General features: G+C 40.7%; 16 protein-coding genes. 1 reads left to right on the plus strand and 15 read right to left on the minus strand.

What is annotated here, in order from left to right:
* Nucleotides 1-212 precede the first annotated feature (212 nt).
* The 7 genes from ACMUMK_RS09110 to lrp all read right to left on the minus strand — a co-directional run bounded on the left by ACMUMK_RS09110 (nt 213) and on the right by lrp (nt 10,595).
* Nucleotides 213-3,047, minus strand: coding sequence for a TonB-dependent receptor plug domain-containing protein (locus ACMUMK_RS09110; protein ID WP_414700812.1), 2,835 nt, complete (start codon nt 3,045-3,047; stop codon nt 213-215).
* A gap of 837 nt (nt 3,048-3,884) precedes the next feature.
* The gene (gene serS, locus ACMUMK_RS09115; protein WP_414700813.1) at nt 3,885-5,174 is read right to left on the minus strand and encodes a serine--tRNA ligase; all 1,290 of its coding nucleotides are present in this window, start codon (nt 5,172-5,174) and stop codon (nt 3,885-3,887) included.
* Nucleotides 5,175-5,184: 10 nt separating this feature from the next.
* On the minus strand, nt 5,185-5,565 hold the full coding sequence (gene crcB / locus ACMUMK_RS09120; protein WP_133469549.1) for a fluoride efflux transporter CrcB: 381 nt from the start codon (nt 5,563-5,565) through the stop codon (nt 5,185-5,187).
* A gap of 1 nt (nt 5,566) precedes the next feature.
* A complete protein-coding gene (locus tag ACMUMK_RS09125; protein ID WP_414700814.1) occupies nt 5,567-6,916 on the minus strand; it encodes a replication-associated recombination protein A in 1,350 nt (449 codons plus the stop codon).
* The gene (gene lolA / locus ACMUMK_RS09130) at nt 6,913-7,548 is read right to left on the minus strand and encodes an outer membrane lipoprotein chaperone LolA (protein ID WP_414700815.1); all 636 of its coding nucleotides are present in this window, start codon (nt 7,546-7,548) and stop codon (nt 6,913-6,915) included. The genes ACMUMK_RS09125 and lolA overlap by 4 nt, the downstream gene beginning before the upstream one ends.
* 33 nt (nt 7,549-7,581) lie before the next feature.
* The gene (locus ACMUMK_RS09135) at nt 7,582-9,999 is read right to left on the minus strand and encodes a DNA translocase FtsK 4TM domain-containing protein (protein WP_414700816.1); all 2,418 of its coding nucleotides are present in this window, start codon (nt 9,997-9,999) and stop codon (nt 7,582-7,584) included.
* A 110-nt stretch (nt 10,000-10,109) separates the two neighbouring features.
* Nucleotides 10,110-10,595, minus strand: a complete 486-nt coding sequence (lrp, locus tag ACMUMK_RS09140) for a leucine-responsive transcriptional regulator Lrp (RefSeq protein WP_414700817.1) — start codon at nt 10,593-10,595, stop codon at nt 10,110-10,112.
* 140 nt (nt 10,596-10,735) lie between these two features.
* Between lrp and ald the strand changes: the two genes are divergently transcribed.
* The gene (gene ald, locus ACMUMK_RS09145) at nt 10,736-11,869 is read left to right on the plus strand and encodes an alanine dehydrogenase (protein ID WP_414700818.1); all 1,134 of its coding nucleotides are present in this window, start codon (nt 10,736-10,738) and stop codon (nt 11,867-11,869) included.
* 5 nt (nt 11,870-11,874) lie between these two features.
* On the opposite strand, the gene pyrF is transcribed toward ald, so the two are convergent.
* From pyrF to serC, 8 genes are all read right to left on the minus strand, one after another.
* Complete coding sequence (gene pyrF / locus ACMUMK_RS09150) at nt 11,875-12,582, minus strand: orotidine-5'-phosphate decarboxylase (RefSeq protein WP_414700819.1); 708 nt, start codon at nt 12,580-12,582, stop codon at nt 11,875-11,877.
* Nucleotides 12,572-13,741 carry a lipopolysaccharide assembly protein LapB gene (gene lapB / locus ACMUMK_RS09155; RefSeq protein ID WP_414700820.1) on the minus strand — a complete coding sequence of 390 codons (1,170 nt, stop codon included), beginning with the start codon at nt 13,739-13,741 and terminating at the stop codon, nt 12,572-12,574. The genes pyrF and lapB overlap by 11 nt, the downstream gene beginning before the upstream one ends.
* A complete protein-coding gene (locus ACMUMK_RS09160) occupies nt 13,741-14,013 on the minus strand; it encodes a LapA family protein (RefSeq protein WP_414700821.1) in 273 nt (90 codons plus the stop codon). The genes lapB and ACMUMK_RS09160 overlap by 1 nt, the downstream gene beginning before the upstream one ends.
* A 165-nt stretch (nt 14,014-14,178) precedes the next feature.
* Nucleotides 14,179-14,469 (minus strand): integration host factor subunit beta, encoded by a 291-nt coding sequence (gene ihfB, locus ACMUMK_RS09165; protein WP_414700822.1) that lies wholly within the window; start codon nt 14,467-14,469, stop codon nt 14,179-14,181.
* A 104-nt stretch (nt 14,470-14,573) separates the two neighbouring features.
* Nucleotides 14,574-16,241, minus strand: a complete 1,668-nt coding sequence (gene rpsA, locus ACMUMK_RS09170; RefSeq protein WP_133469539.1) for a 30S ribosomal protein S1 — start codon at nt 16,239-16,241, stop codon at nt 14,574-14,576.
* A 102-nt stretch (nt 16,242-16,343) separates the two neighbouring features.
* On the minus strand, nt 16,344-17,042 hold the full coding sequence (gene cmk, locus ACMUMK_RS09175) for a (d)CMP kinase (protein WP_414700823.1): 699 nt from the start codon (nt 17,040-17,042) through the stop codon (nt 16,344-16,346).
* Between the two features lie 140 nt (nt 17,043-17,182).
* Entirely contained in the window at nt 17,183-18,463 is a 1,281-nt protein-coding gene (gene aroA / locus ACMUMK_RS09180) for a 3-phosphoshikimate 1-carboxyvinyltransferase (protein WP_414700824.1), read from the minus strand.
* A complete protein-coding gene (serC, locus tag ACMUMK_RS09185) occupies nt 18,463-19,545 on the minus strand; it encodes a 3-phosphoserine/phosphohydroxythreonine transaminase (RefSeq protein ID WP_414700825.1) in 1,083 nt (360 codons plus the stop codon). The genes aroA and serC overlap by 1 nt, the downstream gene beginning before the upstream one ends.
* Nucleotides 19,546-19,674: the final 129 nt, after the last annotated feature.

Genomic DNA, 19,674 nt, shown 5'->3' on the forward strand with positions numbered 1-19,674 from the left:
ATTCCGCAGCTCCAAATCTGCTTTAAGCTGAGAATATGACTTACTTGAGGGCTCGCGAAGGCTTAATGAATCTAACTATTTTTACGGATTTATATTCCCGGCGTCTGAGAATGACGAATTAAATATACCTCTTCTAATTACACTAAAAAATAATCCCTTGCTTATTGCAAGGGATTATTTTGATTTACTCTATTAATTATGTAGTCACTTTACTAAAAAGTATAACTACCACTTACATAGAACGTACGGCCGTAAGCACTAGAATAACGTGGATCATATCCAATCTGGTGTCCAGCAGCTGTATTCAAGGTTAGAGGTGGATCAACGTCTAACAAGTTCTTAATACCAAAGGACACATTCACCTTATCACTGAAGTGATATGCAGCTAAGGTGTCTACTAATATGTAAGGGTCAATTGTCAACTGAACATCATTACAAATTGATTGATCTGATGCTAAACATTCGTTGCTTTCCACATCATCATATCCACTGCGGAAACGAACGTTTGCTGTTAAATCAAAATCACCAATCGAGTAAGTATTCCGGAAATTCCAGATATATCTGAACGTAACAGCTTGATCGTCACCAACCTTACCAAGGCTATCATCCCAGATACCCACTTCACCTACTCGAAGAGACTCACTTACTAATACTAATGTACCTTCAAAGGAGGTGTTCAAAGTCCCAGAACCAATTTCATTGGATGCCTTAACTGACCAATCTATTCCAGAATTACGAGATTCACCAATATTCACTGGCGCTTGAATAATAGCTAAAACATCTTCACCGGTACCCAAATCAACTTTAGAGGTAAATAAATCAGCATAGGTAATAGGATCATTAAAAATCTGATCTTGTGTTACAGTTGCAACTTGGTCTTCCAATGTAATTGACCAATAGTCCATTCCCACGCTCCAGTTACCTGGCTCATAAACAAAACCAAACGAAAGCTGCGTTGACTTTTCTGGTTTTAGGCCTGCATAACCTTCCTGATACACGTCATATTGTAGGATATCTGTGTAACATAAATCAGCTAATGGATGAGTACTATTAGCGTCAAACGGACATGCATATGCAACAGAAGTAACACCACTTTCTAAGCGAGGATCTGCAATTTCTCGCATCGTGGGAGCTTTAAAACCAGTACCGTATGATCCACGTAGCAACCATTCATCACTAGGTCTATATGCAAAACTCAACTTATAGGTAATGTCAGATTCATCATCATTGACACTAACACCTGACTGATAGACCGGATAGCCATCAGCATCAAAAACCTGCTCATCCGTTGTATCATCAAATACTAGTGTTCTATCATTCGTTACCCCACCTATAGTGTCATAACGTAAAGCAGTAGTAAGTTCAAAATTTTCAAACAGAGGGAATACAAATTCACCAAAGATACCGTATGTAGAACGAGACAGATCGAACTGGTTTCCGGGTGCAGAAAACAATATTACAGCATCTTTGTTTGCCTGTGATAGTTCGTTAGAATAAGTTACGTCTCTATAATCAAAACCAAATGCCGCAAAGGCGTCACCATCAGCAAGTTCAAATAATGGCATTGACGCCTTACCTTCAATTGCAAACGTTGACGTATCAAATGTATTCCACAAGCCTGAAAACATAGCGTCTTGAACCAGTGCAACTTGTTCGTCACTTAGTTCATCTGGACTAGCAAATACATTAACGTCACCGCTTGTAACCAGCTCCAAGAATTCGTCTTGGAGAGGATAACCAGTAACACGTGTAATTTCACGGCTTGAAGTTCCATTGGTTACAGCAAAATCGTAACTAATATCACCGATCAATCCTTCAATCCCAGCTACCACATGAAATGTGTCGGTAGAAAACTCTTGAGTACGGTTACCACCAGGTAAAGTACGCCAGCGAGCCGTAACAGTATCGACTGCCGCGGCTTGCTCATCAGTTAAATAGGGAATAACGTTATTTTGAACTACATCTGAATCTGTTGGCAATATAAATGAGCCAGTAGGATAAGGTGCAATTCTAGATATCATTGCGAACTGTGAATAGGAAGCAGATATATAAGCTTGTGTGTCATCATTGATTTCTAACAAAGCCTGAGTAAAAAAGTTATCGCGAGTATATTCAGGTTCAATTTCTAAAGTTGAAGTGTAATCGAATACACAGGTAGTTCCAGACGCATAACTTGTGTCATGACAAGAACCTGTACTTTCTTGATATGGGTTGAAACTAACGTTACTCAGCCCTGATTCATCTGTAAAGCTGACATAAGCATTTGCAGGGATTGCATTTGCTGAACCAGCAACCGAAAGATAGGTTTGACCATTGTAATCGAACTCTAAAAATCCAGTACTAGCGAAATCACGCTGAGATGATTTTAATTGTTGTTGGCTATCGTGGCTATATGCCAACAAAATGTTAAACCCATCATCATCTAAACTACCAAACCCAGTAGAGACACTAAAATTCGAGCTTGCCCCCCCCTTTTCCTGAGGTCGATCAAAGCGTCCTGTAATAGTAGTTTCGTTCAAATCTTTCTTAAGGATAAAGTTAATTACACCTGCGATTGCATCTGAGCCATATAGAGCTGATGCACCATCGGTCAATACTTCAACGCGTTCGATTGCTGAAAGAGGAATAGCGTTAAGGTCAACTGTAGCACCAGAATCAGAAGAAGGCATACGACGACCATTTAAAAGAACTAAGGTATAAGAGCCGCCTAAGTCCCGCAATGACGCAGTTTGAACACCACCAGCACCACCACCTACTGACTGTCCAGCAGTTTGATAGCCTTGCATTGATGGTATAGTTGCCATTAGATCTGGAACACTTGTTACACCTGAGCGAACAATTTGTTCTTTCGATACAACAGTAACAGGTAACGCCCCTTCTAGAGCTGTTCTTGTAATCGCTGACCCCGTAATTGAGATTGTTTCCATTTCATCTACAGCAGCACTCGACTCATCCTGAGCAAAAGAACTTGATGAGAAAGCAGTAGATGTAACACCTACAGCTATCGCCAAACGAATCGATTTCGTCAATTTTGAATTTGTAAACATGCATGTCTCCTTGTACCGCGATATGACTAAGTGTATATACTTGTCTAGATTTATTATTGTATTAGTAATTTGAAATATTGAACTAGTCCAATAAAGACATCATTTGAAATATTGAACTAGTCCAATAAAGACACCGTTTTGTAAGTTTTCCCCCCAGTTCCTTAATAAATAATTTTTCATTTTGTTTGTTATTTGCATTTTAAGGTTGGAAACAGCTATTTTAAGCACAGTGGTAATGTGTCTATTTTGTGCATAAGTGGGTTGGATTGCTAAAAAAATTAGCAAAGTTAAAGTGCCGGCGTGTTCGCATAAAAGAAGCTAAAAACTCATTTACTTTAGGACATAAATTAACAATTTTTAGTCAGCTAAACTTGCAAACTAGCCGCTGAGGGCAATTCAAATTCTGATACTAAATCCAGTAGTTGAAGTTAATATTACCTGCAAAATATAAAAATTGGTGGCAAGGACGCCATTGTTGCAAATTCCAAACAAACACAAGTATCAACATCAACACTAATTGTTTTATGGATTGGAAATTTAATCGCAGCGCTGCCTCTTTCTGGTTACTCTTTCTTGGCTGTTGAAGAAAGAGTCACTAGCTCTCACGGACGTGAGTTAAAAACTGCATGCGACCGCCAAGGATGGCGGAAGGTAGGCTAACGCAGGACGCAGTTACCGAGATGCAGGTGAGCAAAGCAAATGCTTGATGAACGAAGTGAATTATCTCAGTGTACCAAGTCCATAAATGTAAACGCAGCGAATAAGTAAACAATGTGAATAAAAACAAAAGGCGAGCCTAAGCTCGCCTTTACCATTAGGTTAAACCTAAAATACTTATTACCCTATTTTTTGCAAACCGCCCATATAAGGTTGCAATACTTTAGGCACAGTCACCGAGCCATCAGCTTCTTGATAGTTCTCTAAAATAGCCACTAAAGTACGACCTACTGCTAAGCCAGAACCATTTAATGTATGTAATAACTCAGGTTTGTTGCCTTGTGCACCACGGAATCTTGCTTGCATTCTTCGAGCTTGGAAATCAAGCATGTTAGAACATGAAGATATTTCACGGTAGGTGTCTTGCGCGGGTAACCATACTTCTAAATCGTAGGTTTTACATGCACCGAATCCCATATCTCCGGTACATAACAGCACTTTACGATAAGGCAATTCAAGTAATTGCAGTACTTTCTCAGCTTGGCCTGTTAGCTCTTCTAAGGCATCAAATGAAGTCGAAGGCTCTACCAATTGTACTAGCTCAACTTTTTCAAATTGATGCAAACGAATTAAACCACGGGTGTCTCGACCGTAAGATCCAGCCTCACTTCGAAAACAAGGCGTGAACGCTGTCATTTTTATAGGTAATTCTTTTGCCGTGTATATTTCATCACGAGCGATATTTGCCAGCGGTACTTCAGAGGTAGGTATCAGAGATAAGCCCTGCCCTTCTTCTGTAGCTGGCTTGGTGTGAAATGCATCGCCCATAAATTTAGGGAACTGGCCTGTGCCTGTCATACTTTCTGCATTAACCAAAAGAGGGACATTGGTTTCTTCGTAGCCATGTTCTTGGGTGTGAAGGTCTAGCATAAACTGCGCTATGGCTCGGTTTAGGCGAGCTACTTGGCCGCGCATTACCACAAAACGTGATCCTGCGAGTTTAGAGCCAGCGTCAAAATCAACGCCCTTACTTAACCCAGCACCTACATCAACATGATCTTTAATTTCAAAGTCGAATTCACGGGGCGTACCCCACTTGCTGATTTCAACGTTATCGTCTTCGTCTTTACCTTCTGGTACAGAATCATCTGGCATATTTGGAATACCAGCCGCTAAGGTTTGAATTTCTTCTAGTAGCTCAGCTAGCTCTACTTTTGCAGAGTCTAGCTCGGCACCCAATTTACCTACTTCAGCTAATAACGGCTGAATGTCTTCACCAGATGCTTTGGCTTTACCAATTGATTTTGAACGTACATTACGCTCATTTTGCAACTCTTGGGTTTTAATCTGTAACGACTTACGTTTCTCTTCTAAAGCTGTAAAGGTAGCAGTATCTAATGTGTACCCTCTTCTTTGTAATTTTGCTGCTGCAACTTGAATATCACCACGTAAATATTTGGGATCTAACATCTTGTTTTATTTAACCTTTAACTATTTGAGTACCTACCCATGCTGCAAATAAACAGCACAGAATATTTAATATTATGTTGAGTACAGCTTTCAACCATAAGCCCTGTTGAAAAAGTACCAGTGTATCTACGGAAAAAGTTGAAAACGTGGTTAACGCTCCCAAAAAACCTATTCCTATTGTTGTTCGTAACAGCGTGGTTTCTAAGTGACCATGTTCAAATAATGAATATAAAAAACCGAGTAGAAAAGAGCCTACAACATTGACCAGAAGTGTACCAAAAGGAAAGCCTTTACCAAACCATTGAAGCATAAGTTGCGATAGAAAATAACGTAAACACGCACCTGTGGCGCCACCTAGGGCAATAAAAATGTAAATGGTGGTAGATTGCATATTATTTGTACCTATGTTGAGAGCTTGATGTGTCTAATTGTTTTAAGAATGCTAGCTTTTCTTGTAGTTTTTTCTCTAAGCCACGATTCGTTGGCTGATAGTATTGGGTATGTTGTTTTTCTTTAGGGAAGTAATTCTCTCCTGCAGCATAACCATTGGGCTCATCATGGGCATACCGGTACTCTTGACCATACCCTAAATCTTTCATCAGTGATGTTGGTGCATTTCTAAGGTGCTCTGGCACTGGATAATCAGGTGCATCTTTGGCATCTCGAACTGCAGCTTTAAAAGCCACGTAAACTGCGTTGCTTTTTGCAGCACTGGCACAATAAATAGTGGCTTGTGCTATTGCCCTTTCGCCTTCGGCTGGCCCCACTCGATGAAAAATATCCCAAGCATTTAAGCATATTTGCATGGCTCTTGGGTCTGCATTGCCTATATCTTCTGTGGCTATAGCTAATAGTCGCCTTGCAACATACAAAGGGTCACATCCTGCTGTCAACATTCGAGCATACCAGTACAAAGCCGCATCTGGCGCGGAGCCACGTACTGATTTATGAAAAGCGGAGATTAAGTCGTAAAACTGGTCACCATTTTTATCGTACTGAGCAACACGCTCTCCCACTGCTAGCTTTACCATATCAGCTGTTAGCGTATGGCTACCAATGGTTAAAAAGTCTGCGGTTAGCTCAAGGTAGTTAAGTAATCGCCGCGCGTCTCCGCCAGATAAATCTATGAGTAAAGACTGGGCCTTGTCTTCTATCTCAATCCCGCGTTTACCTAAACCTCTTTGGGTATCATGTAGTGCGCGGTTCATCACTTCTTTTAAATCTTGCTCATTTAAGCTTTTTAACACATATACCCTAGCCCGAGATAACAAAGCATTATTTAATTCAAAGGATGGGTTTTCAGTGGTGGCGCCTACAAAGGTAACGGTACCGTCTTCAATAAAAGGTAAAAACGCATCTTGTTGGCTCTTATTAAAACGATGTACTTCATCAACAAACAAAATAGTGCGCTGTTGATGTTGTGAGGCGTTTAACTTGGCATTTTCGATAGCTTGACGAATGTCTTTTACGCCACTGCTTACAGCCGATAAACGTTCGATATGGGCATTGCAATGGGATGCCACTAATTCAGCCAATGTGGTTTTACCTGTGCCTGGTGGCCCCCATAAAATCATGGAGTGACACTGGCCTCTTAGTAATGCCGCCCGTAATGGTTTATCCGGGCCAATAATATGTTGCTGACCAAAGTATTCATCAATTGAATTTGGCCGCATACGAGCGGCTAAGGGAGCGAAGTCCTCAGTGCCTGTTTGGCTATCAGAAAAATCAAATTCACCTGTCATGGATTTCTTTGATCATCCAATTCGTACCCTGCTGGCATGCTGAATGAAAAAGTAGACTCTTGGATTGTCTTGTTTTGTTGAATATCGGTAAAAACTAAACGACTGGTTTGTTGTTGGGTATCTCGCGTTTCAATACTGACTAAGGTTTCTCCCTCAAAAAATAACCTTAATACCTCTATGCTGCTCTTATCTGCAATGGGTTCAATAGTAAATTGCTGCCCAGATAGGGCTACCTGAAAATCTTGCCACTTATTGCTATAAGGGTCAGTTAATAAAATAAGGGGGTTATTTTCAATGGCTGAGTTTTGGTCATAAGCAACGACTTGTTCCATAAATGGGTCAATATTCCATAGGTCTTTTCCATCGGCTAACAACACACTTTCATTAGGCTCTAAAAGCTCCCAATAAAGCTTGTTAGGCTGGCTCATGGCTATTTTACCTTTGGCCTGTTGCAGAATTGTCCCCTCTGAATCTGTTACCTTTTGGCTAAAGTTCGCCTGATAGGTCCGCAAATTATATAGTTTATCTTTTAATTGTTGTTTAACGTCTGCACTGGCATTTTGTGCTAATCCATGGCCCATTAGCACCACACTTGCCACACATAACCAGGTTAAATAAATCAGTTTTTTCATCTTGGTATTTTCTCGCTATCTAATGAGTAGGTCTTAATCTCTTGGCGCAGGAGCAGCTAATACTTCCCTATTGCCATTATGACCTGGAGCAGATACGACGCCGCTTTGTTCCATTTGTTCAACTAAACGGGCCGCGCGATTGTAACCAATTCTAAATTTACGTTGTACGCTTGATACAGAAGCCCTGCGTGTTTCTGTTATAAACGCTACAGCTTCATCATAAAATGCATCAAACTCTTGATCTTCGCCTTCAGGTTGTTCTCCAGGCAGAAGTATTTCCGCACTCGCATCGCCATTAAGAATTTCATCAATGTATTGAGGCGCGCCACGTTTTTTCCAATCAGCCACTACAGCATGTACTTCATGGTCATCAACAAATGCACCATGGACTCGGGTAGGAACCCCTGTTCCTGGAGGCAAATACAACATATCACCCGCACCTAATAAGGCTTCGGCACCTTGTTGATCTAATATTGTTCTGGAGTCAATTTTTGAAGATACCTGAAACGCTATACGAGTAGGTATGTTGGCTTTAATCAAACCTGTAATCACGTCTACCGAAGGCCTTTGTGTGGCTAGTATCAAGTGTATGCCCGCGGCCCTTGCCTTTTGTGCTATTCGTGCAATTAGCTCTTCCACTTTTTTACCGACTATCATCATCATATCGGCAAATTCATCAACTACCACCACAATGGCAGGAAGCTTCTCTAAAAACGGGGCTTCAGTCTCCATACTTTCTTCGGCTTTCCATAAGGGATCTCGAATTGGCTCACCGTCTTCAATTGCTTTTAATATCTTGGCATTACAGCCTTTTAGGTTTCTCACTCCCAAAGCAGACATTAACTTATAACGACGCTCCATTTCACCAACACACCAACGCAGCGCATTAGCTGCTTCTTTCATGTCTGTGACAACTTCAGCTAATAAATGGGGGATCCCTTCATAAACAGATAGTTCTAGCATTTTCGGGTCAATCATGATCAAGCGAACATCTTCTGGGGTAGATTTGTAAAGTAAACTTAATATCATTACGTTTACGCCCACAGATTTACCAGAACCCGTAGTACCTGCCACTAATAAATGAGGCATCTTAGCTAAATCAACAAAAACAGGTTTACCTGATATATCTGCCCCTAGCACCATAGTTAATGATGACTCAGACGATTGGAAAACATCATCGGTAATCACTTCGCTTAAGCGCACCATGTCTCGTTTTTTATTAGGTAACTCAAGCCCGATTACAGATTTACCAGGTATAACTTCTACTACTCGCACCGAAATAGCCGACATCGAACGGGCTAAATCTTTAGATAAGGTAGTGATCTTACTTACTTTCACCCCAGGCGCTAACTCCATTTCAAACCGAGTAATCACTGGACCTGGGTAAACCCCTACCACTTGAGCTTCAATATTAAAATCAGCTAGTTTACTTTCGAGCAAGCGAGAAACCATTTCAAGCTCTTCAGGTGTAATGGGATTTTTTATTTTATCTGCACGCTCTAGCAAGTCAAAAGAAGGCATTGGGCCTTGGGCCTCGCCGTTTTCATCTGGCTCAGGTACATGAACAGGGGTAGCTGTCACAATGCCACCAGAGCCTGCTGCTGGTTCAAACTTAGGCTCGGTTCTAGACTTAGTAATTTTTTTCTTTAACTCACTCAGAGAAACCGGTGACTTAGTTTTTTGTTCTGGCTCTTCCAAAATGCTCTGCGGCACTTCTGGCTCATCGGTTAGCTCATCAGGTGCTGTAGCAAAGGGGTTTTCATGGGGAGTCTCTTCACCCCAAAACTGATTCTCGGTTTTTTCAAGGGCTGGATGTGTTTTTTCTGGACGCTTAAAGGTCAAAAGAGGGATAGATGTATGCTTAAGCTTAGCTGGCGCTTTGTAAATAAAACGGCTTATGAAAAGTGTAACTTCACCTATCTTGTCTACGATTGATAACCAAGATATTCCACTAACTAAAGTAAAGCCTGTACAAAAAAAGCATAGAAGCAATAAGGTGGTACCTACTAAACTAAAATAAGGTATTAAAGACGAGCTTAGAATATCTCCCACTAACCCACCAGAAGTATAGGTATGGATATCGGCAGCATTCATACTTAATAGTCCCGTTACCCCTAAAACTAAGAGGATCACACCGATTAATCGCAACCCTATTGTAAGGTAGTCAATTTCAAACAGAGTTTTAGTTTGTTGAAACAGAAACCACCCTAAAAAAGCACAACAAAAAGGAAGACAATATGCAAAGGTACCAAGACTAAAAAACAAAATGTCGGCAAACCATGCCCCAATTGGTCCAACCCAATTGTTAACATCATTTTGCAACCCTGCTTGGCTCCAGCTAGGATCAGCAGGATGAAACGAAGCCATGGCTAATAAAAGGAAGAATGCAAAGACACAACTTACAATCATCCCAACTTCCATAACTCTTTGAATACCTGTCAGTCTTGCCATTGGTTTTATATCGTTACTTTTATCATGAAATTAATGCTGTATAAGATACCAGTGTCGCTTTAAAAATCCTAGGGTGGTAGGACTCTTCGCTTAGTAATTAAGCGATTGTATTAGCGCAAACTAATTTTTACTTGGGTAGACTCTTTAACCTCTTCCATCACCACATATGTCCGAGACTCACTTACCCCGGGCAAACGTAATAATGTATCCCCAAGTAATTTACGATAGCTAGACATATCTGCCACTCGGGCTTTTAATAAATAATCAAAGTTTCCCGATACCAAGTGACATTCTTGAATATCATCATGATCTTTAACCGCAGTAGAAAATTCTTCAAAAATATCTACAGATGTTTTCACTAAGGTAATTTCCACAAAAACCAACATGGCAGCACCTAGCTTAACTGGATCAACTCTAGCATGATACCCAGTAATATAGCCTTCACCCTCAAGTCTTTTTACCCTTTCTAAACAAGGACTTGCACTCAAACCCACCTTGGTTGCCAATTCAGAATTAGTGATTCTGCCATTTTTTTGTAACTCAATTAGGATATTTCTATCTATCCTATCTAGATGCTTGGGCGTTTTGATCAACATATTTAATACGGCAAAAATTTAATTTAGCAGAATTTTATACTTTAAGCGTTTTTAATTCAAAACTTCTTGCTGAACAAGTTCCTCTATACTTGGCGCAGCAAAAAACAACTAAAAACCTTTAACCAAATGGGAGTAATAAAATGCTGATTGGTGTACCAAAAGAAATAAAAAATCACGAATATCGTGTAGGACTCACTCCTGCTGCTGTTAAAGAGTTCGTTAATAACAACCATCAAGTATGGGTCGAAAAAGATGCAGGCACAGGTATTGGTTTTACAGATGACCAATATGTTGCCGCTGGTGCTGAAATTATCGCAACGGCTGAAGAAATATTTGCTAAAGCTGAAATGATTGTAAAGGTTAAAGAGCCTCAGCCTAATGAATGTAAAATGTTGCGTCCAGGCCAAATTCTATATACATATTTACACCTAGCACCGGATCCTACTCAAACCAAATTGTTAGTAGAGTCAGGCGCAACTTGTATTGCATATGAAACAGTTACAGATGCCAAAGGAGCCCTACCACTACTTGCACCTATGAGTGAAGTTGCCGGTAGAATGGCTGTACAAGCTGGCGCACATTACCTAGAAAAAGCCCAAGGCGGCAGTGGCACCCTATTAGGTGGCGTTCCTGGTGTAGCCCCTGGTAAAGTTTTAGTTATAGGCGGTGGTGTTGTTGGTCTTAACGCTGCAAAAATGGCAATGGGTCTAGGCGCAAACGTCACAATTCTAGACAGATCCTTAAACCGCTTGCGTGAATTAGATGATATTTTTGAAGGTCGCTTGGCGACTGTATACTCAACCGCTGAAGCAATTGAGTACTACTCATCAAGAGCAGATCTTGTTGTTGGTGCTGTATTAGTACCTGGCGCTGCAGCGCCTAAATTACTAAACCGTGAACATATCAAGAATATGAAAACAGGCTCTGTGGTTGTGGATGTAGCCATTGACCAAGGTGGCTGCTTTGAAACCTCTAAAGCAACGACTCATCAAGACCCAGTTTATGTCATCGATGATGTAGTACATTATTGTGTAGCAAACATGCCAGGTGGTGTGGCTCGTACTTCTACTATGGCATTAAACAACGCCACTTTACATTATGGTTTGGCCCTAGCAAATAAGGGTGCAAAACAAGCCATGTTAGATGATGCACACTTATTGAATGGACTAAATGTTCACCAAGGTAAAGTGACATATAAAGCTGTAGTAGACGCTTTAGGTGAAGAGCTCAACCTTGAATACGTAGAGCCTAAAACTGCGTTAGAAACACTTTAAGTGATTTAGTAAATTGATTGGTTTATATCAATCAATGCTTGTAATGGGTCGGCTGCTTGGGTAATTGGCCGGCCTATTACGAGATAATCAGATCCTGCATCAATAGCATTTTTCGGTGTCATAATTCTTATTTGATCACCTTTATCAGCACCAACTGGCCTGATACCTGGAGTAACTAAGGTAAAATCTTGCGCCACTTCAGCTTTCAGCAAACTAGACTCCTGAGCTGAACATACCACACCATCTAAACCACACTTGTGGGTAAGCTTAGCTAGGTTTAATACTTGCTGCTGCGGCGTTAATGTAATTCCAATTGCATTAAGTTGTGCTTGGTCCATGCTAGTCAAGACAGTAACAGCTATAAGCAAAGGTTTTTGTGCACCATACTGCTCTAAACCCGCTCTTACTTGCTCCATCATTTTAGGGCCACCTGACGCATGAACATTAACCATCCATACACCTAAATCCGCCGCGGCCTGACAAGCCTTAGTCACAGTATTTGGAATATCATGAAATTTCAAATCGAGAAAAACATCAAAGTTTTTACTTACTAAGCTTTTAACAAATTGCTGACCAAAGTGAGTAAACATCTCTTTTCCCACTTTAAGCCGACATAATTCTGGATTTAGTTTGTCTACGAATGCTTCCGCTGCTTTAAGCTCTGCAAAATCTAGTGCAATGACAACTTTTGGATCGTTCACGCTATTCCCCATCTAAGCCTTTAATTGGTCTAACAACACCCCATTTTTTACATGAGGGACACAACCAGTGTAACTGACTGCCAGAAAAGCCACAGCTATGGCACCTATACTTAGGCCTTTGCTTTATTTGCTCTTCTACTAAATCTTTTAACAAACTCAAGCTATTGGTTGATTGGTCTTGTTGTTGTAAGTCTATATATAACCCCATTAAGGTCTTAAAGCCTTTCATTGTAGGGTGTTTTCGTAATTGCTCTAATAATACTTGGGCGGCTTTTTCGGCTTCACCATCTTTTGCCATTAGCTTCACTTTTGCCAAATAAGCCGTGGCGCATTGTTCCCAATATTCATCTAAGACTTGAATGAGTTTTTGTTCGTTATTGAGTTTTCCAGCACACTCTTCAATTAAAGGTACGGCTTCACTCAACCAATTAATATCTCGAACCGGTACTTCTGCTAGATACTCAAGCGCTCTCTCATATTGATGCTCTTGCATCGCTATTTCACCTAACATTAACCAAGGTCGAACTGCATTCTCATCAGCTGAACTAGCTTTATGAAGGTTATCTAGGGCCGCTTCTAACTGCGTGTTTTTCCAATCAATACTGGCTTGCTCACAATAAAAGTGCGCCACTCTGGTATAAAGCTCACTGCTATCACCGCCAGCTCCTATCATTCTTTCAGCTAGCTCAATGGCTCTTTGCCACTCTTTTGTAGTTTGATAAATATTAAATAATTGAGTTTGCGCGTTTAAAAAGTGACGCTCGCTATTGAGTAATTGTAAAAAGGCATTTTCGGCACGCTCTAAGAACCCGGCCAAAATGTAATCTCGCCCCAGTTCATACAAAGCGGACTCTCGTTGGGAGGGAGATATTTCTTCTTTGCTCACTAAATTCTGATGAACACGTATCGCCCTATCAAGCTCGCCTCTGTGTCTGAAGAATTTTCCCATAGCAATATGAGTTTCCACAGTATCACTGTCTAGGTCGATCATTTTAATTAAGGTATCTACGGCCTTGTCGGGCTCGTCAGATAAAAGAAAGTTTAGGCCTTTGTAATAATGTTTGGCGAGAATACTGGATTGTCGGCGTTGAGACTGCCGAGCACTGTTACGTCCCATCATCCATCCATAACCAGCAGCTACAGGTAATAGAAGGAATAGAAGCTCTAACATTACTTGACGGTTGCCTGTTGTATGAGCTTTTTATTTTTTCGTGTAAGGGCGGCTATTTTCCACTTCATCCTGAAATAAAAATAAATAAAAATGATAAAGCATGCCAAAAAACCCAAAACAAATGCAGAAACTAATACCGACGACATTTTCACTTCGGTTTCTGCGAATAAGTAGTTTACTAGCACAAGGTGGTCGTTTTGAGTGCCTACAAACCCAGCGATAACAAGCATCATCAAGATAAAAATGAGTAACACTAAACCTTTTAATCTCATTTGATGCCTCCAGGGTAGTAGTTAGAAGAAGTTTAATTTGATTTATACAACATGAGTCTGAGCGCTGTAAACAAATAGGTTTGACTAGATATCAAAATGTATAAGTAACTCTAACAAAAACGGCACCCTAATTGGAGTGCCGTTTTTAAAAAAATACTAAAAATATCAATTAGCTAAGCTTTCATTAACCCTTTCACGTAATTCCTTACCAGGTTTGAAATGAGGAACATATTTGCCCTCCAGCTGTACTGTTTCACCTGTTTTTGGGTTACGACCAACACGTGGAGCGCGATAATGTAATGAGAAACTTCCGAAACCTCTGATTTCGATACGCTCGCCTTTTTGTAAGGTTTGCGCCATTTGCTCAAGCATTTCCTTTATCGACGTCTCAACATCTTTGGCTGGGACATGGCTCACTTTATCGGCTAGTCTTTCGATAAGTTCTGATTTTGTCATTGTTAAACTTTCCCTCAATCAAAAAAACTTTCAGTACCGATAATAAGCGCGTAAGTATTTTTGTCAAAGCAATAATGCTTAAAATACGTTACGCGCTCGCCTTTTTAGTCGTTTTTAGCCGCTTTGAACGCGTCAGCGAATGCATTAGAGAAACCAACTTCTTCTTGTTGATTTACTTTATCTAGCGCTTCTTTCTCGTCAGCTTGGTCTTTTGCTTTAACAGACAAGTTAACGATACGGTTCTTACGATCAACACCCATGAACTTAGCTTCGATTTCAGAATCAACGCTAACTACTTCAGATGCATCTTCAACACGGTCACGAGACAAGTCGCCGGCACGTACATAACCTTCAACTTCTTCAGCCAACTTAACTGTTACACCTTTAGCGTCAACTGCTGTAACGGTACCAGTAACGATTGTACCTTTCTTGGTGTCAGTGATGTATTGGTTGAACGGGTCTTCTTCAATTTGCTTAACGCCAAGAGAAATACGCTCACGCTCTGGGTCAACTTGTAAAACAACAGCAGAGATTTCGTCGCCTTTCTTAAAGTCACGAACGGCTTCTTCGCCAGTTTTGTTCCAAGAGATATCAGACAAGTGAACTAGTCCATCTATGCCGCCATCAAGACCGATGAAGATACCGAAGTCAGTGATAGATTTGATCTTACCAGAAACTTTGTCACCTTTACTTTGTGCCTTAGCAAACTCTTCCCAAGGGTTAGGGATACATTGCTTAAGACCAAGAGAGATACGACGACGTTCTTCGTCAATTTCAAGAACCATAACTTCAACAACATCACCTAAGTTAACAACTTTAGATGGGTGAATGTTTTTGTTAGTCCAATCCATTTCTGAAACGTGAACTAGACCTTCAACACCGTCTTCGATTTCAACGAAACAACCGTAGTCAGTAAGGTTAGTTACAGCACCGCTTAATTTAGCGCCTTCAGGGTAACGGTTAGCAATTTCTTGCCATGGATCGTTGCCCATTTGCTTCATACCTAGAGATACACGTGACTTCTCTTTGTCAAACTTAAGAACTTTAACATTGATTTCGTCACCAACATTAACGATTTCACTTGGGTGCTTAACACGCTTCCAAGCCATATCTGTGATGTGTAGAAGACCATCTACGCCACCTAAGTCTACGAAAGCACCGTAGTCAGTAAGGTTCTTAACGATACCTTTAACTTCATGACCTTCTTCAAGGTTAGCAAGAAGTGTATCACGCTCAGCACTGCTTTCTGCTTCGATAACAGCACGACGAGAAACAACAACGTTGTTGCGTTTAGCATCTAGCTTGATAACTTTAAATTCTAATTCTTTACCTTCAAGGTGCGCAGTGTCTCTAACTGGACGTACGTCAACCAATGAACCAGGTAAGAAAGCACGAACAGTGTTAACTTCAACTGTAAAGCCACCTTTAACTTTACCGTTAATTACACCAATGATCGTTTCTTTTTCAGTGTACGCTTTTTCTAATTCTACCCAAGCTTCGTGACGTTTCGCTTTTTCGCGAGACAGGATAGTTTCACCGAAGCCATCTTCAACTGCATCCAAAGCAACATCGATAGAATCACCAACAGCAACATCAAGTCCACCATCTGCATTTCTAAACTGTTCAACTGGGATTGCACTTTCAGATTTAAGTCCAGCATCTACAAGTACGATATCTTTATCGATTGATACGATAGTACCTTTAACAATAGAGCCAGGGCGGGTTTCAAGTTCTTTTAAACTTTCTTCAAATAGATCAGCAAAATTTTCCATATAGGTTTAATTCGTTTCTTTTTTAGACATCCACGATCAATCCAGTGGGCGTGGGGTTGTTATTCATAACCAAATCGCTCCTTAACTTGGCTGGCTTGTACTTTATTTACTAGTAGATAGCTTTTCGTTTGTTAACTTCTGCTTAGCAAATAATTCAATTTTTTCAATCACTTGCTCTACACTCAACTCAGTTGAATCTAAAACAAGTGCGTCTTCGGCTGGAACTAGCGGTGCAACACTGCGATTAATATCGCGGTCATCACGAGCCCTTATGTCAGCCAAAAGGCGCGGTATGCTAACATCATGGCCCTTTGCTTTCAACTGCTTATAGCGTCTATCTGCCCGCTCTTCAGCGCTGGCCGTTAAAAATACTTTCACTTCAGCCTCTGGAAACACTACTGTTCCCATGTCTCTGCCATCAGCAACTAAGCCGGGAGATTGTTTGAAAGCACGCTGTCTGCGTAATAAGGCTTCTCGAATAGAGGGTAAAGATGCCACTTGAGATGCGACAGCTCCCACTTCTTCTGTGCGAATAGAGTCGCTTACATCTTCACCCTCTAGCATGACTTTTACGCCATTATCTGTGGTTTTAAAATGGACATCTAAGCTAGCTGCTAGGGGTAATAACCCAGCTTCATCTTGACTTGGGATCTGGTGATGAATCGAAGCAACGGCTAATACACGATAAATTGCGCCACTATCAAGAAAATGCCATCCCAGCTTTTTTGCTAGCAAAGTACTTGCTGTTCCTTTACCTGCTCCACTTGGCCCATCAATTGTGATGATCGGTTCTACGTACATGTGCTCTCCTGAGCCTATAAAATCGGGCGTAATTATACGGATAGCTAACAGATAAGCAATGACACTAAAGTGACAAATATTTTAAAGGGAATGATGAAACACTGAAGAGGTTGAGGGGCACGCCCCTCAACAGGTTTACCTTATTGGCAGATTGTCGCAAAGCGCTCAAAATAATCAGGAAAGGTTTTCGCTGTACATTTTGGATCATTAATAGTTACTGGTGTATCGCTCAAAGCAACGAGTGAGAAACACATAGCAACTCGGTGATCATTGTAGGTATCTATCTGGGCATGTATCAAGCTCTCTGGCGGTGTAATAGTTATATAATCATCACCCTCGATAACAGTGGCTCCCACCTTACGAAGCTCAGTACTCATAGCTGCTAGACGGTCAGTTTCTTTCACGCGCCAGTTATAAATATTTCGGATACTAGTATCACCTTTCGCAAACAAAGCAGCCGTTGCTATGGTCATGGCAGCATCAGGAATGTGATTCATATCCATATCTATACCTTGCAAGGGAGCACCTGTCACTTCGATATATTCGTCTTGCCAGTCAACCTTAGCCCCCATTTTTTCAAGCACTTCAGCAAACTTAATATCACCTTGAATGCTGTTTTTACCAATACCGGTCACGCGGACTGTGCCGCCTTTGATTGCCCCCGCAGCTAAAAAATATGATGCAGAAGAGGCATCACCTTCCACCATAAACTTGCCTGGAGACTGATACTGTTGTGAGCCTTTTACTACAAACTCTTGATAGTCTAAGTTTTCAACTTCAATACCAAACTTGGCCATAGTGTCTAAGGTAATATCGATATAAGGCTTAGATACCAGCTCACCGCTAATACTTATACGTGTATCATTATCAAATAAAGGGGCACTCATCAGTAAAGCTGTTAAGAATTGACTAGAAACACTGCCGTCTACAGTAATGTTACCGCCATTTAATGATGAGCCTTTTATCAATAAAGGAGGATAATCAGTGTTTTTCAGATAACTGATATCTGCACCCGCTTGACGTAATGAGTCAACTAACGCACCTATAGGCCTTTCTTCCATTCTAGGCTCACCAGTAAGCTCAAACTCACCTTTACTGGCAGCTAATGCAGCGCATAAGGGGCGCATAGCTGTACCCGCGTTACCTAAAAATAAACTAACGGGAGCATCTACAGTAAATGCACCTTGATTACCCGTAACCCAACACTCTGTTTTACAGTCAGATAAACGATAACTCACCCCTAACTTAGTCAATGCATTAAGCATGTGATGAATATCTTCACTGTCTAATAAGTTAGTAAGCTGGGTTTCACCTTTCGCCAGTGCCGCTAGTAACAGTGCTCGATTTGATAAGCTTTTAGACCCAGGGACATTAACTGTGCCTTGTACTTTATTAATGGGTGATAATAAAAGTTGCTGCATTATTTGTTTCTCCTAGCGAAATCACCCATAAAGTTAGTTAATGCAACTACACCTTCTAACGGCATTGCATTATAAATACTGGCTCGCATACCTCCGACTTTTCTATGACCTTTTAAAGCAACTAAGCCCTCTGCTTCTGCCTCTTGAAGAAACACGCCATCTAAGTCAGTGTTAGGTAAATGAAAGGTGACGTTCATTTTAGAACGAAAGTCTGGATGGACTTTATTTATGTAAAAATCACTTTCATCAATGCATTGATACAAGAGCTCAGCCTTTTGGGTATTAACGGCTGCGATTTTTTCTAAGCCACCTTGCGCCTTTAGCCACTTGAAAACTAAACCTGCTAAATACCAAGAATAAGTGGGAGGCGTATTATACATGGAGTTAAATTTAGCTATGGTTTGATAATGCATGAATGAAGGCGTTTCAGTCATGGCATAATCTAATAAGTCATCTCTGACAATCACAACCGCTAAACCAGATGGGCCAATATTCTTTTGTGCTCCAGCATAGATAACGCCAAATTTAGATATGTCTAATGGCTTTGATAATATGTTCGAAGACATATCAACGACTACAGGTACCTCACCTGTTTCTGGAACGTCACTAACTTCAATACCGTCAACGGTTTCATTAGAACAATAATGGAAATAAGCAGCTTTTGGGTTAACCATATCGGCTGTAATACTGGGAACAAAAGACAAGCCTTCTTTTACAGCTGTCTTTGAAACTAAATGACTAGATAAATACTTACTCGCTTCATCAAATGCATCTTGAGACCAAGAGCCAGTCGTTAAAAAGTCTGCAGTTTCTCCCCTGCCCCTAAGATTCATTGGTACAGCTGCAAACTGCCCTCTTCCCCCACCATGAGAAAATAGAACTTTATAGTTGTCAGGTATAGCGAGTAAATCTCTTAAGTCTTGCTCAGCTTGCTCTGCAAGGGCAATGTACTCTTTGCTTCGGTGGCTGATTTCCATTACAGAGCGGCCTAAACCTTGCCAATCTAGCATCTCTTTTTGAGCTTGTTGCATTACATCTGCTGGTAACATGGCAGGACCAGCACAAAAATTATAAATTGTCATATTCTTCCAAAACAAAGGAGACCAAAAAAAACGAGCGGCATTGGCCACTCGTTTAGATATATAAAATTAGTATGCATTAACGCTTACTAATCAGTGAGTTTCCACACTTTTAATATAAAAAGTTAGAAT

This window comes from Paraglaciecola sp. 2405UD69-4, assembly GCF_047525415.1.
Taxonomy (GTDB): domain Bacteria; phylum Pseudomonadota; class Gammaproteobacteria; order Enterobacterales; family Alteromonadaceae; genus Paraglaciecola.

What these genes read in the sequence shown, in the direction of transcription:
- ACMUMK_RS09110 (WP_414700812.1), bottom strand. Translation starts at nt 3,047, where the DNA reads ATGTTTACAAATTCAAAATTGACGAAATCGATTCGTTTGGCGATAGCT.
- pyrF (WP_414700819.1), bottom strand. Translation starts at nt 12,582, where the DNA reads ATGGGGAATAGCGTGAACGATCCAAAAGTTGTCATTGCACTAGATTTT.
- serC (WP_414700825.1), bottom strand. Translation starts at nt 19,545, where the DNA reads ATGACAATTTATAATTTTTGTGCTGGTCCTGCCATGTTACCAGCAGAT.
- ACMUMK_RS09135 (WP_414700816.1), bottom strand. Translation starts at nt 9,999, where the DNA reads ATGGCAAGACTGACAGGTATTCAAAGAGTTATGGAAGTTGGGATGATT.
- lrp (WP_414700817.1), bottom strand. Translation starts at nt 10,595, where the DNA reads ATGTTGATCAAAACGCCCAAGCATCTAGATAGGATAGATAGAAATATC.
- cmk (WP_414700823.1), bottom strand. Translation starts at nt 17,042, where the DNA reads ATGTACGTAGAACCGATCATCACAATTGATGGGCCAAGTGGAGCAGGT.
- ihfB (WP_414700822.1), bottom strand. Translation starts at nt 14,469, where the DNA reads ATGACAAAATCAGAACTTATCGAAAGACTAGCCGATAAAGTGAGCCAT.
- serS (WP_414700813.1), bottom strand. Translation starts at nt 5,174, where the DNA reads ATGTTAGATCCCAAATATTTACGTGGTGATATTCAAGTTGCAGCAGCA.
- ACMUMK_RS09125 (WP_414700814.1), bottom strand. Translation starts at nt 6,916, where the DNA reads ATGACAGGTGAATTTGATTTTTCTGATAGCCAAACAGGCACTGAGGAC.
- lapB (WP_414700820.1), bottom strand. Translation starts at nt 13,741, where the DNA reads ATGTTAGAGCTTCTATTCCTTCTATTACCTGTAGCTGCTGGTTATGGA.
- ald (WP_414700818.1), top strand. Translation starts at nt 10,736, where the DNA reads ATGCTGATTGGTGTACCAAAAGAAATAAAAAATCACGAATATCGTGTA.
- rpsA (WP_133469539.1), bottom strand. Translation starts at nt 16,241, where the DNA reads ATGGAAAATTTTGCTGATCTATTTGAAGAAAGTTTAAAAGAACTTGAA.
- ACMUMK_RS09160 (WP_414700821.1), bottom strand. Translation starts at nt 14,013, where the DNA reads ATGAGATTAAAAGGTTTAGTGTTACTCATTTTTATCTTGATGATGCTT.
- lolA (WP_414700815.1), bottom strand. Translation starts at nt 7,548, where the DNA reads ATGAAAAAACTGATTTATTTAACCTGGTTATGTGTGGCAAGTGTGGTG.
- aroA (WP_414700824.1), bottom strand. Translation starts at nt 18,463, where the DNA reads ATGCAGCAACTTTTATTATCACCCATTAATAAAGTACAAGGCACAGTT.
- crcB (WP_133469549.1), bottom strand. Translation starts at nt 5,565, where the DNA reads ATGCAATCTACCACCATTTACATTTTTATTGCCCTAGGTGGCGCCACA.